We start from the raw sequence: 13,177 nt of genomic DNA on the forward strand, positions 1-13,177 counted from the left end.
GGGGACGACCAGAACGGCGTGCCGAGGACGCGGCGAGCAGGTCGAACATGACGAGGAGACTTCCGGCCAGGTACGGTGCCACCGCGACGAGCGCCCAGCCGGACACCCATGGAGCAGCCCTGTGGTGCGGATCGGTCTGCTCGGTGGTGTCCGCGTCGCCACCGAGGACGGCGAGCCGGTCGACATCGGTTCGGCGAGGTCGCGGACGGTGCTCGCGGCCCTGGCCTTGTCGCCCGGGACACCGCTGCCGGTGTCGCGCCTGGTGGAGCTCGGATGGGGTGACGCGCCCCCGCGCACGGCGGACAAGACCCTGCAGTGGCACGTGGCCCGGCTGCGCAAGAGCCTCGGTCCCGGCACGATCGTGCGGGTCGGTGCCGCCTACCGCCTCGACGTGGCGCCCGACGCGGTCGACGTGACGCGCTTTCGCCGGCACCTGCGCGAGGGCGATCTCGCCGCGGCCCTCGCGCAGTGGGGCGGAACTCCCCTGGCCGGTCTGGACGCGCCCGGTCGGGTGTCGAACCCGGGCCGGGGGTGCGCGAGCTCGAGTCGCGGATCCTCGACCACGACGAGCGGCTGAGCGGGCCCGCCGTACCGGGGCACGCGCCGCCACGCCGGCCGAGCGGCACGGTGACCTTCGGCTTCGCGCAGGTCGCCCACCCGGCGACGCATCGGGCGGCGACCGTGGAGAGGGTCCGCCTGGACCGGCTGGTCCGGGCGGCGGCGGACCGGACGGCCCGGCCAGGCGTGCTCAGGCCGGCGTCGGGGTCGCCGCCGACTGGCGACCGCCACGCCTGTCCGCGGCCAGCACCTGACGGAGGGCCTCGGCGGGGCTCATGGCGGAGGAGTCGCTGCGCCACGCGACATAGCCGTCGGGACGCACCAGCACCGCGCCGCTCTCGCCCAGGCCGTACCGTGACTGCCAGGCCGCGTCGAGATCGAGCAGGTCGACCCCGACGCGGTAGGCGCGCACCGGCACGTGCGCCTTCTCGCGCGTCCACTGCTCGCCCTCCGCCCCGGTGAGCAGGACGAAGGAGTCGTGGAACAGGTCGTGCACGCCGATCCTGCGGCCGTCCCGCTCCAGCCAGAGGTGCGGAGCGCGGGTGCCCGGCCTGGCGTACTGCTCGACGCTCTCGCCGAAGACCGACCCGTGCTCGGCCCCGACCATCGCGGTGGACCGGTAGCGCTGCCCGAGCACGCACATGATCGGGTCCACCGGATCGTCCTCGGGGTTCGGCCCGAACCTGGCCGCCTGGCTGCGCACCGTGAGGTCGGCCAGTTCGAGCGCGACGGGCCTGCGCTCGGCCTCGTAGGTGTCGAGCAGTTCGTCACCCGCGTCGCCGGCGAGGACCATGGCGAGCTTCCAGGCCAGGTTGTGGGCGTCCTGCACCGCCGAGTTCGCGCCCATCGCCTGGGCGGCCGGCCACACGTGCGCGGCGTCGCCGACCAGGAAGACCCGTCCGTGGCGGTACCGGTCGGCGACGCCGACCGCCTCCACCCAGGCCGCCCGGTCCAGGATCTCGACGGGGACGTCGCGGCCGATCAGCTGCTTGGCCGTGGCCGCGAGCCGCTCGTCCGGGTAGTCGTCGGGCGACTCCACAGCGGGGTCGTAGGTCAGCCCGATACCCCACTGGCCCGGCACGGCGTGGCCGGCGAACGCTCCGGAGGCCGCGGCGCCAGGACCGCCGATGATCCAGAACAGCGCGCGCTTCCTGATGATCTGCGACAGGTCCGCCTTGACGACGAAGGACAGGTAATGGCGCAGCACGCCCAGCCCGGTGCGCTCGATGCCCAGCTGCTCCCTGATCCGCCCGCGATAGCCGTCGGCCGCGATCAGGTAGCCGGCCCTGATCGTCTGCCGCTCGCCGGTGGCGCGGTCCTCGATGACGGCCGTGACCCCGTCGGCGTCCGGCTCGACCGAGACGCACCGGGTGTTGAAACGGAGGTCGGCGCCCCTGTCGCGGGCGGCCCGGGCCAGGATCGGCTCGACCGTGCTCTGGTCGGCCATGCCGAACTCGCCGGCCGTCAGCTCGGGCAGCGCGCGCGGTGACTTCTCGTCGGAGATCCAGTGCCATTCGTCCGCCAGCGTGGTGCAGCGGGCCACGCCCGACTCCTCGTCGAACGGCCTGCCCGCGGCCTTGATCGCCGCGTCGAGGCCGAGGGGGCGGTAGATCTCCGTGGTCCTGGGGTTGATGCCGCGTGCCCGTCCGAGGATCGAGACGCCGGAATGCCGGTCCACCAGGACGCAACGCACTCCCTGGTGGGACAGGAACAGTGAGGAGGCGAGGCCTGCGTAGCCGCCTCCGACGATCAGTACCTGGGTGTCCATGGCGCTGATAGTTGCAGTGCAACTAGTTTCACGTCAACTAGTTGCTAGGATCAGGGCCATGAAGTCCTCGCCACTCGGTCTGACCGTGCTCGCGCTCCTGCACGGCGGGCCGCTGCACCCGTACCGGATCCAGCGGCTGCTGAAGGAGTACGGAAAGGACCAGGTGGTCAACGTCGGGCAGCGGTCGAGCCTGTACCGCACGATCGACCGGCTGCTCGCCGGCGGGTTGGTCACCGTCAAGGAGACCGAGCGCGACCAGCTCTACCCCGAGCGGACCGTCTACGAGATCACGGACGCGGGGCGGGAGGCGACGCGCCGATGGCTGCACGAGATGCTCGGCGTGCCCAGGCAGGAGTTCCCCGAGTTCGCCGTGGGCCTGGCGCACCTGCTCATGCTCTCGCCGGCGGAGATGACGGCGGTGCTGGAGAAACGGGCCGCCGCGCTCGCCGAACGGCTGGCGGCCCTGGACGCGAGCCTGGGCTCGGATGCCGCGCGCCGGTTGCCCCGGATCACGGTGATCGAGATCGAGTACCTCCGCACGATGGCCGCCGCGGAGGCCGGCTGGGTGGCCTCGGTCCTGGACGACGTGCGCACCGGTCGCCTGACCGCGGTGACCCCCGCCGACCTGGCCCCCTTCGCCGCCCCGCCTGAGGGCTGAGCCTCAGGCGCGGTCGACCCGCCCGTCAGGAGTTCGGACCGCGAACCGACTGCCAGATCCGTTCGGGCAGCAGCCTGGCGCCGCCGAGGGCGGCGCCGGCCAGGTGGTCGTCAGCCGGGGGTGGAAGGCACCGGACGGCGGGCGACCACCCCTCCGCGTTCTAGGCCCGCCAGAAGCGGACGCACATCATCCGATTGATCCCGGCGGATGCCCAGACGCCGGGCGAGCCCCATCCCAGCGAGGTGCCGCCGCATCCGGGCAGGCTCCAGGCCATCCACCGGTTACAGGTGTTCGGCCCGGACAGCGCCGTCATCAGCCCTCGGGAGGCCGTGTTGTTGTCCCACGTAGCGAGGTTGACATCCTGCACCGGGCCCTGGTCGAGCGTGTAGCAGGGGTTTCTGGCCCAGACGTAGAACTGGCCGCCGTTGAACTTGTCGAACAGGACTTCGCCGTAGATGGTTTCAGCCGCCTTGGCGGCCTTGAGGGCCTTGGCGGATGTGAAGCACCTGACCTTGGAGAGATCGTCCGTCGTGGCCGCACAGTACTGGTGTGAGGCGTCCGGTGCGGCTGTGACGCTCTCGGCCTGGGCGGGTGCTCCGAGCCCCAGCGCCATCATGGCGAAGACGGCCGCCAGGACGGCGAAAGCGCGCTTCGTTCCTCCGTTCCTCTCGTCTCGCTTGATCGCTGCCGGCACGGCATGAGCGGCCCTTGCGTGTTTCGCCAGGGCGGCGATGCGCTGAAGAGATCTCACTGCGTGACTCCTGTCGGGTCGGGACGGTGTGCCTTGATCGGCGTGAGATCACTTTCGGAAGGCCGGCGGGGTGTCCACCACCCGCGGACGGCGGATGCGGACAACGACCGGACACCGGACAGGTCTGGACAGCGGCTGACCGGCGAGAAACAGAGTTGAGACGCGCGCCCGATCGTGATGACCCGGTGTCCGGGCGGCGCGATCCCGCCAGGTGCGCCGGTCGTCAGGCGGCGGCCTGGCGGATGAGGTCGGCGACCGCGGCCGGCTGGGAGACGTAGACGGCGTGGCTGCAGCGGCTGCCGGCCTCGGTGTCACCGATCGCCTCGAACACCTCGGCCGCCCGCGCGTAGGTGCGGCGGCTCTCCTCGGTGCGGCCTTCGTCGGCCAGCGAGGCCGCGAGCATCTGCAGGACATGGGCCAGCCACGCGGAGATCGTGCGGGCCGCTCCCTCCGGTCAGCGGAAGTCGGTGATGCGGAACACCGCCAGCATGTCCGCGCCCCTGGAGCCGGTCGAGAACGAGGCCTCCGCGCCGACCCATCCGCGGAAGGCGCCCTTGTCGTCGATGATCTGCATGAGCGGCTTGACGTGGGAGTTGCCGGTGTAGCAGAACTCGCCGCGCTCCATCGCCAGACAGGTGCACCAGTGCCACAACGTGTCGCGGCGATCGGAGTTGGAGATCTTCGTGAGGTAGTACTGGATGGAACTCACGTTCGCTTTCGTCCCGCCTCCGTACCTGGGGCATCCGCCCGACTTCTGGCAGGCGCCCGCGGACGACGGTTGCAGGTAGGTCAGGCACCAGGTGGTGTCGGCACAGGCGCGGAAGGAGGAATGAGCGAACCTCTGACCGCCGGTGGCGACGATCCTGCCGCCCGCCCAGCTCGTCAGGTCCTGCCTGAGAGTGCCGGCGAACGCCTTCACCGAACTCATCGCGCGCCGGGTGCCGAGCGCCGCGTTGCTGCCGTAGCCGTAACCGTGGGTGGCCAGCGTGCTGGACTTGAGGTCCAGGCGGGCCAGAGCGCCGTCGGGGGAGGGCCGCACGTACCACTGCTCGGTCCACGTCTGGGCGATCTTCCACCGGATGCTCACCACGTTGCCCGACACGGTGTACGTTCCGGTGCGGTTCTCGTCGGGGGAGCCGGTGAAACCCCCGGCGGTGAGCACCTCGCAGGTACGGGGGAGCGAGCGGGAACCGCCTGCCCTGGTGGTGCAGCCCGAGTCGGGGGTGTTGCCGGTGGGCTGCCTGGCCTCGGGATGGCGCTGCCACCACAGATACAGAGCCGCGGTCACCGTGCCGTCGGCGGCGAAGCGGTAGCTGCCGAGCCGTACCCAGTTCTGGCTGGATGCGGCCTTCAGGTGTCCTTGCGAGACGACATAGGTCGCCTTGCCGCCCGGCAGGGCCGCGGTGGAGGCGGCAGCAGGCCAAGGGGCGGCCATGCAGGTGAGGAGGAGGGTGAAGGCCGCCGCAGCAGCGGAGAGGACCGCGCGCATGAAGTCTCCCGATCATGACGGACTTTGCCGATGATGCGCGAGTGACGATAACGAAGAAAGGCCGTGCGCGGGTGACGATCTGTGTGAAAGAACCTCGCACCGCTTGTCAGACCCGCGCCTTGCCACCCATCGAGCGGGTCGTACCACGCGGTCACACCCAGCCCCGCTCGCGCGCGGTCAACGCCGCCTGCGCGCGGCTACCCGCGTCGAGCACCCGCAGCAGATCCGCTATGTGCCGGCGGTAGGTGCGCAGCGACATGCCGGCCCGCCGGGCGCCCACCTCGTCCTTGCTCACGGTGCACATACAGGTCAGCACCCGCAGCTGCGTCTCGGAGAGCTGGATGACCCGCCCGGCGTCGGGGGCCGTCAGCTCGGCGAGGTCCGTCGCCGCCGCCCACAGCCTCTCGAACAGGCTGATGACGCCGCCCACCAGAGTGCTCTCCTCGATGCGAAGGGCGCCCCTGCCGGTGTCGTGGAGGTCGATCGGGAGGAGCGCCGTGCGTCGGTCGTAGACCAGCATCAGGTCCGACAACTCGTCCGCGACCCTGATCTGCGCACCGTCGGCGTGCAGTTCCCGCAGATAGCCCAGGGTCGCCGGATCCTCCAGGGCGGAGGCGCGCACGAGGTTCCGGATGCGCACGCCGCGCCGCAGACAGCGGGCGTCGACGGGCCGCCCGTGCGCGATGTCCCGCGGTGACAGCGTGTCGTAGGGCTCGGCGGCCAGTACCTCGTCCCGGGCGCTGAAGGCCAGCTGGTCGATGTGGGCGCGTACCTCCCGCGCGTCTTCCAGCCGGCGGAGCGCGACGCCCGCGCCGTCGGCCGTCCCGGAGAGCCCCGGCACCGGGTCCTGCCGGTCGCGCTGCAGCGAACGCACGATGGGCCAGGGGTCCACGAGCCGGCGCATCGTCCGGTGCATCGCCTCGAGCTGTTCCTCGATCAGCCGGGGCACGGCCACCTCGGGCTCCGACGCCCACGTGCTCTCGTCGTCCCCGTGCAGGAGCCGCAGGTCGCGCAGGCGCGAGAGCGCCCGCGTCGCGCTCTCCTCGTCGAAGGAGAACACCTCGCGGATGTCGCGTGCGGGCGTGCGTGGATGGCGCAGGAAGTGGCGGTACACGTCCTCCTCGGTTCCGGTCAGGCCGAGTACGGACATGGTGTGGCCCTGCATGTCTTCCCCCCGCGCGTTCGGTCCCGCGTGCCTGGTGACCACGGAGGACAAACTAGTCGGGAAGCAAACAAACCAAGTCTCACGGGAGTCTCACAGTCTCACGAGGGCCGCAGCCCGGTTCCTCGCCGCGTCGCCGGGCCGATGAGGTGTTCGCCACGTGCGGCGACGGACCGTTCGTCGAGGAGTGCAAGGAGATCTGATGGCAGAGACACCAGAGGCCGGGCCCGCTCCGGGCGTGACCCCGGATGTCCTGCGGGAGGCACTGACGAGGCACGCGCTCGTCAACCTCACGGGCCCCCTCGGCATCGGCAAGTCCCGGCTCGTGTCGAGCCTGACCTCGGTGCCGGTGCTGGATCTGTCGCAGCCGGGCACCCGGCAGGCCGTACCGGCCGCGCTCGCCGAACAGACCAGGACACCGCTGGCCCTCGACGGCGCCGACAGCGAGGCAGCGCTGTCCGCGCTGGAGGCCGTGCGGACCCGGCGGCCGGAGCACGGCAGGCCGGTTCTGATCGTGAGCAGGCGCTCGCTGCTGGCCCACCCGGCCTGGACCCTGTCGGGAGTCACGGTCCTCACGGTCTCCGCCTGGCAGGACGAGCGGATCAGGAAGCTGGCCGCCGACGCGCAGCTGCACGCCCCGCGAAGCCGGGACCTGGTCGTCCGCCTCGCCGCAGGCAACCCGCTGATCGCCGGCGCGGCATGCCGGGCGCTGCACGCAGGCGCCTCGCCGCACGTTGCGGGGGCGGTGGCCGACCAGGTCACCCGGGAGATCGTCGAACGGCTGTCGCGCGAGTCGCCCGCTGCCCGGTGGCGGGGCGCGCTGGACCGGCTGGCCACCGTGTGGTCGGGCGACGAGGCGCTGCTGAAGGCCGACCCGGAGCTGTTCGACGCCCTCGGCGGGCTCAGCGTCGTCACCCGCACCGAGCTCGGGCTCGCCGTGGCCGAGCCGTTCCGCACGGTGATCGAGCTGGCGCACCGGTGGCGGCAACCGGCCGCCCACCGCGGCACGCGGGCCCGGGCGCTGGCCTACCGCAAGCGCCTGGTGGCCACAGAGCCGAGCGCCGAGTACCGCAGCCGCCTCGCCGAGGGCGTCATGGCGCTGTCCGACGACGCGGCCGTGCGCGAGACGTTGTTTCCCGCCAGGTTCCCCGCCGGCCTGCCCACCGGTCTGGTCCACACCGCCGACCCCGGGGACGCCGACGACATCGGGCAGCTGATGCACCGCTGGGCCCGGCACGGAGGGCTGGACCCCCGGCGAACCGACCGCATGGTGGAGCAATGGCTGCGCGACGACCCCTCGGGCTTCCATCTGCTGAAGGACGGCGACGGCCGGTCCGCCGGCCTCATCGGCCTGCTCCACGTCACCGAGCGCACCGCGACCAGCGTGGAGTCGCTGCTCCAGGAACACACCGACGGGCTCTTCGACCGGCCGCGGGGCGCCGGCAGCCTGGTCCTCGGGGCCGCCTACTGCCCCGAGGCGGGCCTGCACGCCTTCCTGCTGCGCCACCTGCTGCACCAGGTCCGCTCCCGCGGCGTCCTGCTGACGGTCTCCACGCCGAACCCCGTCTACCAGCGGCTCCTGCACGGTCTGCGGTTCCGGCGGCACGGCACGACCACCGACGACATCTACCGGTGCGGACGCAGGCCCGAGATCTACAGCCAGGACTTCGGCCAGGACGCGCTGTCCGACTGGGTGGAGCGGCTCGTCCCCGCCCCGGACGGGGGCGCCGCCCAGGGCCCGACGGGCCGGGAGGTGGGCTGGGCCCTGACCCACATCCGTGACCAGGCCAGACTGGCCGACAGCCCGCTGCTGTCCTGCGCACGCACGGCGACGGTGAAGGACCTGCAGGAGTGGCTGCGCGACGCGGTGCGCACCCTGGAGGACGGCGACGCACCGGAGGACACCGAGGCGGGGTGGATCCTGCGGCACTACTACCTGGGCAGACCGCGCACGCACCAGCAGCTCGCCCGGCAGCTCCACATCAGCAGGGCCACCTATTTCCGCCGGCTCCACCACGGTCTGGACACCCTGGCCCGGCTGCTGTCCACCGACGATTCGTGACGCGCGAGCCCGGTTCGGCAGGAACGCGACTACCCCTGCCGCCGGTGGTAACCAGCGGTTCCGTCCTCCTTTCGGGCGGTCAGTCGAGCCAGCCCAGCCGGGTGGCGCGCACACCTGCCTGGAACCGGCTGCCCGCCCCGAGCATCGTGGAAAGCTCGCCGACCACCCGTGTCACCGTACGCGTCGACACACCGAGGCTCCGGGCGATGGCGTCGTCCTTCGCCCCCTCCGCCAGCATGCGGAGCACCGCGCGTTGCTGCTCCGTCAGCGTGCTGCCGTCCGCCGAGCGGGGCACGTCATCGAGCTCGGACGCCGTCATCCAGAGGTAGTCGTAGATCGCCGCCAGCGACCTGACCACGTTGGCGCTCCGGATCAGCACCGCACCCGCGTCCAGGTCGTCCGGATCAGCCTGGACGATCGCCAGACGCCGGTCGTAGACCAGCATCCTGGTGGGAATGACCGGGGCGACCCTGACTTCGACCCCGCGCGCCGCCCGCGCTCGCAGGAGCTCCCGCATGGGAGGGTCGGCCAGCGCGATCTGGGCGTGCATCGACCGCACGCGGACACCCTTGGTCACGTGGATCCTGTCGCGCTCGTAGACGGCCCCCATCCTGCGGGGATCCCAGTTGGCCGGCGGGTGCAGCGCCACGACCTCGTGCCGTACCGTCGCGGCCAGATCGTCCAGCCGCTGGGCGAGCCGCGTCGTGTGCTCCTCACGCGCGTAGAACTCCACGTGGACGTCGTCGCCGTCCCCGGCAGCCAGTCCCAGGTAGTTCCTGGCCACGGCCGCTGTCATGACGTGCTGCTGGACCAGCTTGTCCAGGGCCCGATGGCCGCGCTCCAGGCTGAGCATCAGGGCCGCCGTCGTCTCGACGGTCAGCTCCGACTCGGGATTGAGCAGGCCGAGCCGTACCAGCCGGTTCCGTGCGCGGGACTCCTCGACCGGGGTCAGGGCGAGCGCGGCCGACGCGGCGGCGAGCGACTCGCCTCTGGCATGCATGCGCTGGTACAGGGCCTGGGCGTGGCGATCGTCGTCCACAGGGGAGGAGCCGGTCTGGTCGGACATACGACCAACAGTAGGAGATGTCCTCTTCTCGCCATGGCGTGACCCCGAAGCCTCCACAGCTCCGCAAGGCGCTCCAACTCCGCGAAGATCTCTCACGAGGGCGGACTCGAGTCATCTGCCTGATCTTCGTACGCATGAAGCGCAAGGAGGAACGGGATGATCACCGTTGCCTACAGTCTGATCGCCTACATCGTCACGGGGCTGTCTCCGGACAGCTGCGGCCACTGTCTCGCCGGAATCAAGTCCGAGCTCATCCAGGTGCCGGGTGTCGTCGGTGTGGACATGAACCCGAGGGAGGCGAAGATCAGCATCCTGACCGACGGTCCTGTGGACGAGGAGCTCGTCAGGGCGGCGATCGACGCCGCCGGCTGCGATGTCGTCGGCTCCTGACACACATGGTCCGGTCGGGCGTCGAGGTCGCGATGCCCGACAGGATGACTTACTAGCATGAGTAGTAAATCGGCTGGGCGGCTCCGGCGTCGAGGACGGCCGCCACCTGAATCGACGCCGAGCGGGGTTCCGGCAAGGGGTTTCGGAGTTGATCCGGAGCCCCTTTCCGTGGTCCTGGCGCCGATGGAGCCGAACGGGGGGCCGCCTCACGCGGACGTGCGGGAAACCCGGTCTCTTGCAAACCCCATGGGGGTATGTTACGTTCCCTGCCGTCGAAGACACATACCCCTACCAGGTATAGGAATGAGCGTCATGTCAGCAAATCCGCGCCGGTGGTGGGCACTCATCGTGCTCGCCGCCGCGCAATTCATGGTCATCATGGACACGTCGATCATCGGAGTGGCGCTGCCGGACATGCAGCGCGACCTCGGCTTCTCCCAGGGCGGCCTGCAGTGGGTGTTCAACGCCTACGTGGTCGCCTTCGGCGGGCTGCTGCTGCTGGGCGGTCGCCTGTCCGATCTGTTCGGCGCCCGCAAGATCTTCACGGCGGGCTGGGCGATCCTGATCATCGGTTCGGTCGTCGCCGCGGCCGCGAGCAGCGCGTGGGTCGAGATCCTCGGCCGAGCCGTTCAGGGTGTCGGTGGCGCGCTCATCGCCCCGGCGGCCATGACGCTGCTGATGATGCTCTTCAGCCACGACCCGCGCGAGCTCGGCAAGGCCATGTCCCTGTACGGCGCGGCCGCCCCGGCTGGCGGTACGGCTGGCGTCTTCCTCGGCGGCGTCATCACCGAGTACCTCAGCTGGCCGTGGGTGTTCATCGTGTACATCCCGATCGGCGTGGCCACCCTGCTGGCCGTCCCCGCCCTTCTTCCCGCCACTCCCGGCAGGCGCGGCTCGGTCGATGTGCTCGGCGGCATCTCCGCCACCGCGGGAGTCGCTCTGGTCGTCTACGCCATCGTCGACATGAACTGGGCCGTCGCCCTCGGCGGTGCGGCACTGCTCGCGCTGTTCTTCGTCATCCAGCGCACGGTGAAGGCGCCGCTGATGCCGCTGTCGATCTGGCGGACGCCGGGCCTGGCCACCGCCAACCTGGCGATGACCCTGCTGGGTGCGGCGTGGATTCCGATGTGGTACTTCCTGAACCTCTACCTGCAGCAGGTGCTCGGCTACGGCGCCTTCCCCAGCGGCGCGGCGTTGCTGCCGATGACCGTCGCCATCATGATCTTCATGATCGGGATCACCGCGAGGCTGCTCGGCCGCTTCGGCGCCAAGCCGCTCATCGTCCTCGGCCTGCTCGTCCTGGCGGCGGGGGTCGCGGGGCTGTCCTTCGCCCGGCCTGACGGCACCTTCGTCGCCGACGTGCTGCCTGCCAGCCTGATCGCCGCGGTCGGCATGTCGCTGGCCTACATCCCGGCCATGATGTCGGCGATGTCGGGAGCGCGTCCTGAGGACGCCGGTCTCGCCTCGGGCATCGTCAACACCACCTACAACGTGGGCTCGGCTCTCGGCCTGGCGGTCATGACCGCCATCGCCACCTCGCAGGGGGCCGGTGAGCTGGGCGACCTCGGCAAGCTCACGGAGGGTTTCCAGGCGGCCTTCATCGGGGCGGCGGTCGTCGCCGTGGCCGGCGCGCTGCTTTCGCTGGTGCTCATGCGCCGGCCGGCGGCCGTGCAGGAGCAGCCCGACCCCGCGCGAATTTGACATTGAAATACCCTAGGGGGGTATGGTGTTCTCGTAGGAGACAGAGCGAGGGGAGCGGGTGATGGCCGGTTACACCGACGCGAAGCACGACCACCTCCGGCGGCTGCGCCGGATCGAAGGGCAGGCCAGAGGCCTGCAGCGGATGGTCGAGGACGACAAGTACTGCATCGACATCCTCACGCAGGTGTCCGCCGCCACCAGCGCCCTCCAGTCCTTCGCTCTGTCCCTCCTCGAAGAGCACCTGGCCCACTGCGTCACCGAGGCCACCGTCAAGGGCGGACCCGAAGCGCAAGCCAAGGTCAAGGAAGCCACCGACGCCATCGCACGACTCGTCCGTTCCTGAAGGAGTGAATCGATATGAGCACCGCCACCTACACCGTCAAGGGCATGACCTGCGGCCACTGCGTCAGCTCGGTCAAGGAAGAGGTCAGCGAGGTCACGGGAGTGACAGGCGTCGAGGTGGACCTGGCCACCGGCCTGCTGACCGTCCAGAGCGAGCAGCCCGTCGAGGCCGGCCAGATCGTCGTCGCCGTCGAGGCGGCCGGATACGAAGTGACGAACCAGTGAACACTCCAGCCAAGCTCGGCGCCTACGTCCTGGGCCTTGCCGTCGTCTTCGGCGGGGCCCTGGGCGTGGGCAACGCGGTCGGCGAGGTCGGCGCGCCGCCCCAGGCGAACAGCCACAGCCAGGGCGCGGGCCACACCCCGAGCAGCCGGCCGACAGGCGCACACGACGGCGGAACGCACACCACGAACGCCAAGCCCGCTGAGGCGGCTTCAGAAGATACCCCCGGGGGGCTCCAAGTGTCCGAGAACGGTTACACGCTCAACCCGCTCACCACCACGATCAAGCCCGGCGAGCCGACCGACTTCCAGTTCACGGTGACGGGCCCGAACGGTGGCGCCGTGACCGACTACCAGGTGCAGCACGACAAGAAGCTCCACTTCATCGTGGTCTCCAGGGACCTCGGCAGCTTCCAGCACCTGCACCCGGTGGAGGCGGGCAACGGTGTCTGGTCGGTGAAGCTGACGCTGCCGGCGGCGGGCGCCTACCGGGCCTTCGCCGACTTCGCCCCCACCGGCGGCAGCGCCCTGACGCTCGGCGCGGATCTGCTCGTGGCCGGCGACTACACGCCCAAGGCGCTGCCGGCGGCCAGCCGTACGGCCGACGTGGACGGCTACACCGTCACCTTGGACGGCGACCTGGTCCCCGGCCAGGCGAGCAAGCTCACCCTCAAGGTGAACAAGGACGGCAAGCCGGTCACCGACCTGCAGCCCTACCTCGGCGCCTACGGCCACCTCGTCGCCCTGCGCGGCAGCGACCTGGCCTACCTGCACGTGCACCCCGACGGCGAGCCCGGCGACGGCAAGACCAAGGCCGGCCCCGAGATCGTCTTCTACGCCGAGGTGCCGAGCAGGGGCGACTACCGCCTCTTCCTGGACTTCCAGCACGAAGGCAAGGTCCGCACCGCCGACTTCACCGTGAACACCGGGCAGACCGCCACCGCCACCGCGAAGCCCACGCCGAGCACCGCGAAGTCCGGCGGGCACGGCGACCACAAGCACTGATCCG

Annotated in this window: 14 protein-coding genes; 8 read left to right on the plus strand and 6 right to left on the minus strand. The window is 70.8% G+C overall.

Annotation, left to right across the window (positions count from 1 at the left end; translation table 11 throughout):
• The first annotated feature begins 121 nt into the window (after positions 1–121).
• Positions 122–577, plus strand: a complete 456-nt coding sequence (locus ACWDLG_RS12480; RefSeq protein ID WP_449919002.1) for an AfsR/SARP family transcriptional regulator — start codon at positions 122–124, stop codon at positions 575–577.
• Between the two features lie 171 nt (positions 578–748).
• Here the strand turns inward: ACWDLG_RS12480 and ACWDLG_RS12485 are convergent, their stop codons facing one another.
• The gene (locus ACWDLG_RS12485; protein WP_449919004.1) at positions 749–2,326 is read right to left on the minus strand and encodes an FAD-dependent monooxygenase; all 1,578 of its coding nucleotides are present in this window, start codon (positions 2,324–2,326) and stop codon (positions 749–751) included.
• Positions 2,327–2,384: 58 nt separating this feature from the next.
• Here ACWDLG_RS12485 and ACWDLG_RS12490 point away from each other — a divergent pair, with 58 nt between their 5' ends.
• Positions 2,385–2,984, plus strand: coding sequence for a PadR family transcriptional regulator (locus ACWDLG_RS12490; RefSeq protein WP_449919007.1), 600 nt, complete (start codon positions 2,385–2,387; stop codon positions 2,982–2,984).
• A gap of 160 nt (positions 2,985–3,144) precedes the next feature.
• Here the strand turns inward: ACWDLG_RS12490 and ACWDLG_RS12495 are convergent, their stop codons facing one another.
• From ACWDLG_RS12495 to ACWDLG_RS12510, 4 genes are all read right to left on the minus strand, one after another.
• Complete coding sequence (locus ACWDLG_RS12495; RefSeq protein ID WP_449919009.1) at positions 3,145–3,735, minus strand: hypothetical protein; 591 nt, start codon at positions 3,733–3,735, stop codon at positions 3,145–3,147.
• 223 nt (positions 3,736–3,958) lie between these two features.
• Positions 3,959–4,138, minus strand: coding sequence for a hypothetical protein (locus ACWDLG_RS12500; RefSeq protein ID WP_449919010.1), 180 nt, complete (start codon positions 4,136–4,138; stop codon positions 3,959–3,961).
• A gap of 51 nt (positions 4,139–4,189) precedes the next feature.
• Positions 4,190–5,224: a hypothetical protein gene (locus ACWDLG_RS12505; RefSeq protein WP_449919013.1), complete on the minus strand. Its 1,035-nt coding sequence runs from the start codon at positions 5,222–5,224 to the stop codon at positions 4,190–4,192.
• A 151-nt stretch (positions 5,225–5,375) separates the two neighbouring features.
• Positions 5,376–6,374 (minus strand): hypothetical protein, encoded by a 999-nt coding sequence (locus ACWDLG_RS12510; RefSeq protein ID WP_449919016.1) that lies wholly within the window; start codon positions 6,372–6,374, stop codon positions 5,376–5,378.
• A 214-nt stretch (positions 6,375–6,588) separates the two neighbouring features.
• On the opposite strand from ACWDLG_RS12510, the gene ACWDLG_RS12515 reads away from it, so the two are divergent.
• Positions 6,589–8,448 (plus strand): hypothetical protein, encoded by a 1,860-nt coding sequence (locus ACWDLG_RS12515; RefSeq protein WP_449919018.1) that lies wholly within the window; start codon positions 6,589–6,591, stop codon positions 8,446–8,448.
• Between the two features lie 79 nt (positions 8,449–8,527).
• On the opposite strand, the gene ACWDLG_RS12520 is transcribed toward ACWDLG_RS12515, so the two are convergent.
• A complete protein-coding gene (locus ACWDLG_RS12520) occupies positions 8,528–9,514 on the minus strand; it encodes a LuxR C-terminal-related transcriptional regulator (RefSeq protein WP_449919020.1) in 987 nt (328 codons plus the stop codon).
• A gap of 156 nt (positions 9,515–9,670) precedes the next feature.
• Here ACWDLG_RS12520 and ACWDLG_RS12525 point away from each other — a divergent pair, with 156 nt between their 5' ends.
• The 5 genes from ACWDLG_RS12525 to ACWDLG_RS12545 all read left to right on the plus strand — a co-directional run bounded on the left by ACWDLG_RS12525 (position 9,671) and on the right by ACWDLG_RS12545 (position 13,173).
• Complete coding sequence (locus tag ACWDLG_RS12525) at positions 9,671–9,904, plus strand: heavy-metal-associated domain-containing protein (protein WP_449919023.1); 234 nt, start codon at positions 9,671–9,673, stop codon at positions 9,902–9,904.
• A 312-nt stretch (positions 9,905–10,216) separates the two neighbouring features.
• Positions 10,217–11,605, plus strand: a complete 1,389-nt coding sequence (locus ACWDLG_RS12530) for an MFS transporter (RefSeq protein WP_449919025.1) — start codon at positions 10,217–10,219, stop codon at positions 11,603–11,605.
• A gap of 61 nt (positions 11,606–11,666) precedes the next feature.
• Positions 11,667–11,948, plus strand: coding sequence for a metal-sensitive transcriptional regulator (locus tag ACWDLG_RS12535; RefSeq protein ID WP_449919027.1), 282 nt, complete (start codon positions 11,667–11,669; stop codon positions 11,946–11,948).
• Between the two features lie 14 nt (positions 11,949–11,962).
• Entirely contained in the window at positions 11,963–12,172 is a 210-nt protein-coding gene (locus tag ACWDLG_RS12540) for a heavy-metal-associated domain-containing protein (protein WP_449919029.1), read from the plus strand.
• Complete coding sequence (locus tag ACWDLG_RS12545; RefSeq protein ID WP_449919032.1) at positions 12,169–13,173, plus strand: hypothetical protein; 1,005 nt, start codon at positions 12,169–12,171, stop codon at positions 13,171–13,173. The genes ACWDLG_RS12540 and ACWDLG_RS12545 overlap by 4 nt, the downstream gene beginning before the upstream one ends.
• The last annotated feature ends 4 nt before the right edge of the window (positions 13,174–13,177 follow it).

Source organism: Nonomuraea sp. NPDC003727 (assembly GCF_053586935.1).

Bases quoted from the DNA above. Each gene is read 5' to 3' on its own strand.
- ACWDLG_RS12525 (WP_449919023.1), top strand. From the start codon at position 9,671: ATGATCACCGTTGCCTACAGTCTGATCGCCTACATCGTCACGGGGCTG.
- ACWDLG_RS12490 (WP_449919007.1), top strand. From the start codon at position 2,385: ATGAAGTCCTCGCCACTCGGTCTGACCGTGCTCGCGCTCCTGCACGGC.
- ACWDLG_RS12505 (WP_449919013.1), bottom strand. From the start codon at position 5,224: ATGCGCGCGGTCCTCTCCGCTGCTGCGGCGGCCTTCACCCTCCTCCTC.
- ACWDLG_RS12500 (WP_449919010.1), bottom strand. From the start codon at position 4,138: ATGCTCGCGGCCTCGCTGGCCGACGAAGGCCGCACCGAGGAGAGCCGC.
- ACWDLG_RS12535 (WP_449919027.1), top strand. From the start codon at position 11,667: ATGGCCGGTTACACCGACGCGAAGCACGACCACCTCCGGCGGCTGCGC.
- ACWDLG_RS12485 (WP_449919004.1), bottom strand. From the start codon at position 2,326: ATGGACACCCAGGTACTGATCGTCGGAGGCGGCTACGCAGGCCTCGCC.
- ACWDLG_RS12540 (WP_449919029.1), top strand. From the start codon at position 11,963: ATGAGCACCGCCACCTACACCGTCAAGGGCATGACCTGCGGCCACTGC.
- ACWDLG_RS12520 (WP_449919020.1), bottom strand. From the start codon at position 9,514: ATGTCCGACCAGACCGGCTCCTCCCCTGTGGACGACGATCGCCACGCC.
- ACWDLG_RS12515 (WP_449919018.1), top strand. From the start codon at position 6,589: ATGGCAGAGACACCAGAGGCCGGGCCCGCTCCGGGCGTGACCCCGGAT.
- ACWDLG_RS12510 (WP_449919016.1), bottom strand. From the start codon at position 6,374: ATGTCCGTACTCGGCCTGACCGGAACCGAGGAGGACGTGTACCGCCAC.
- ACWDLG_RS12530 (WP_449919025.1), top strand. From the start codon at position 10,217: ATGTCAGCAAATCCGCGCCGGTGGTGGGCACTCATCGTGCTCGCCGCC.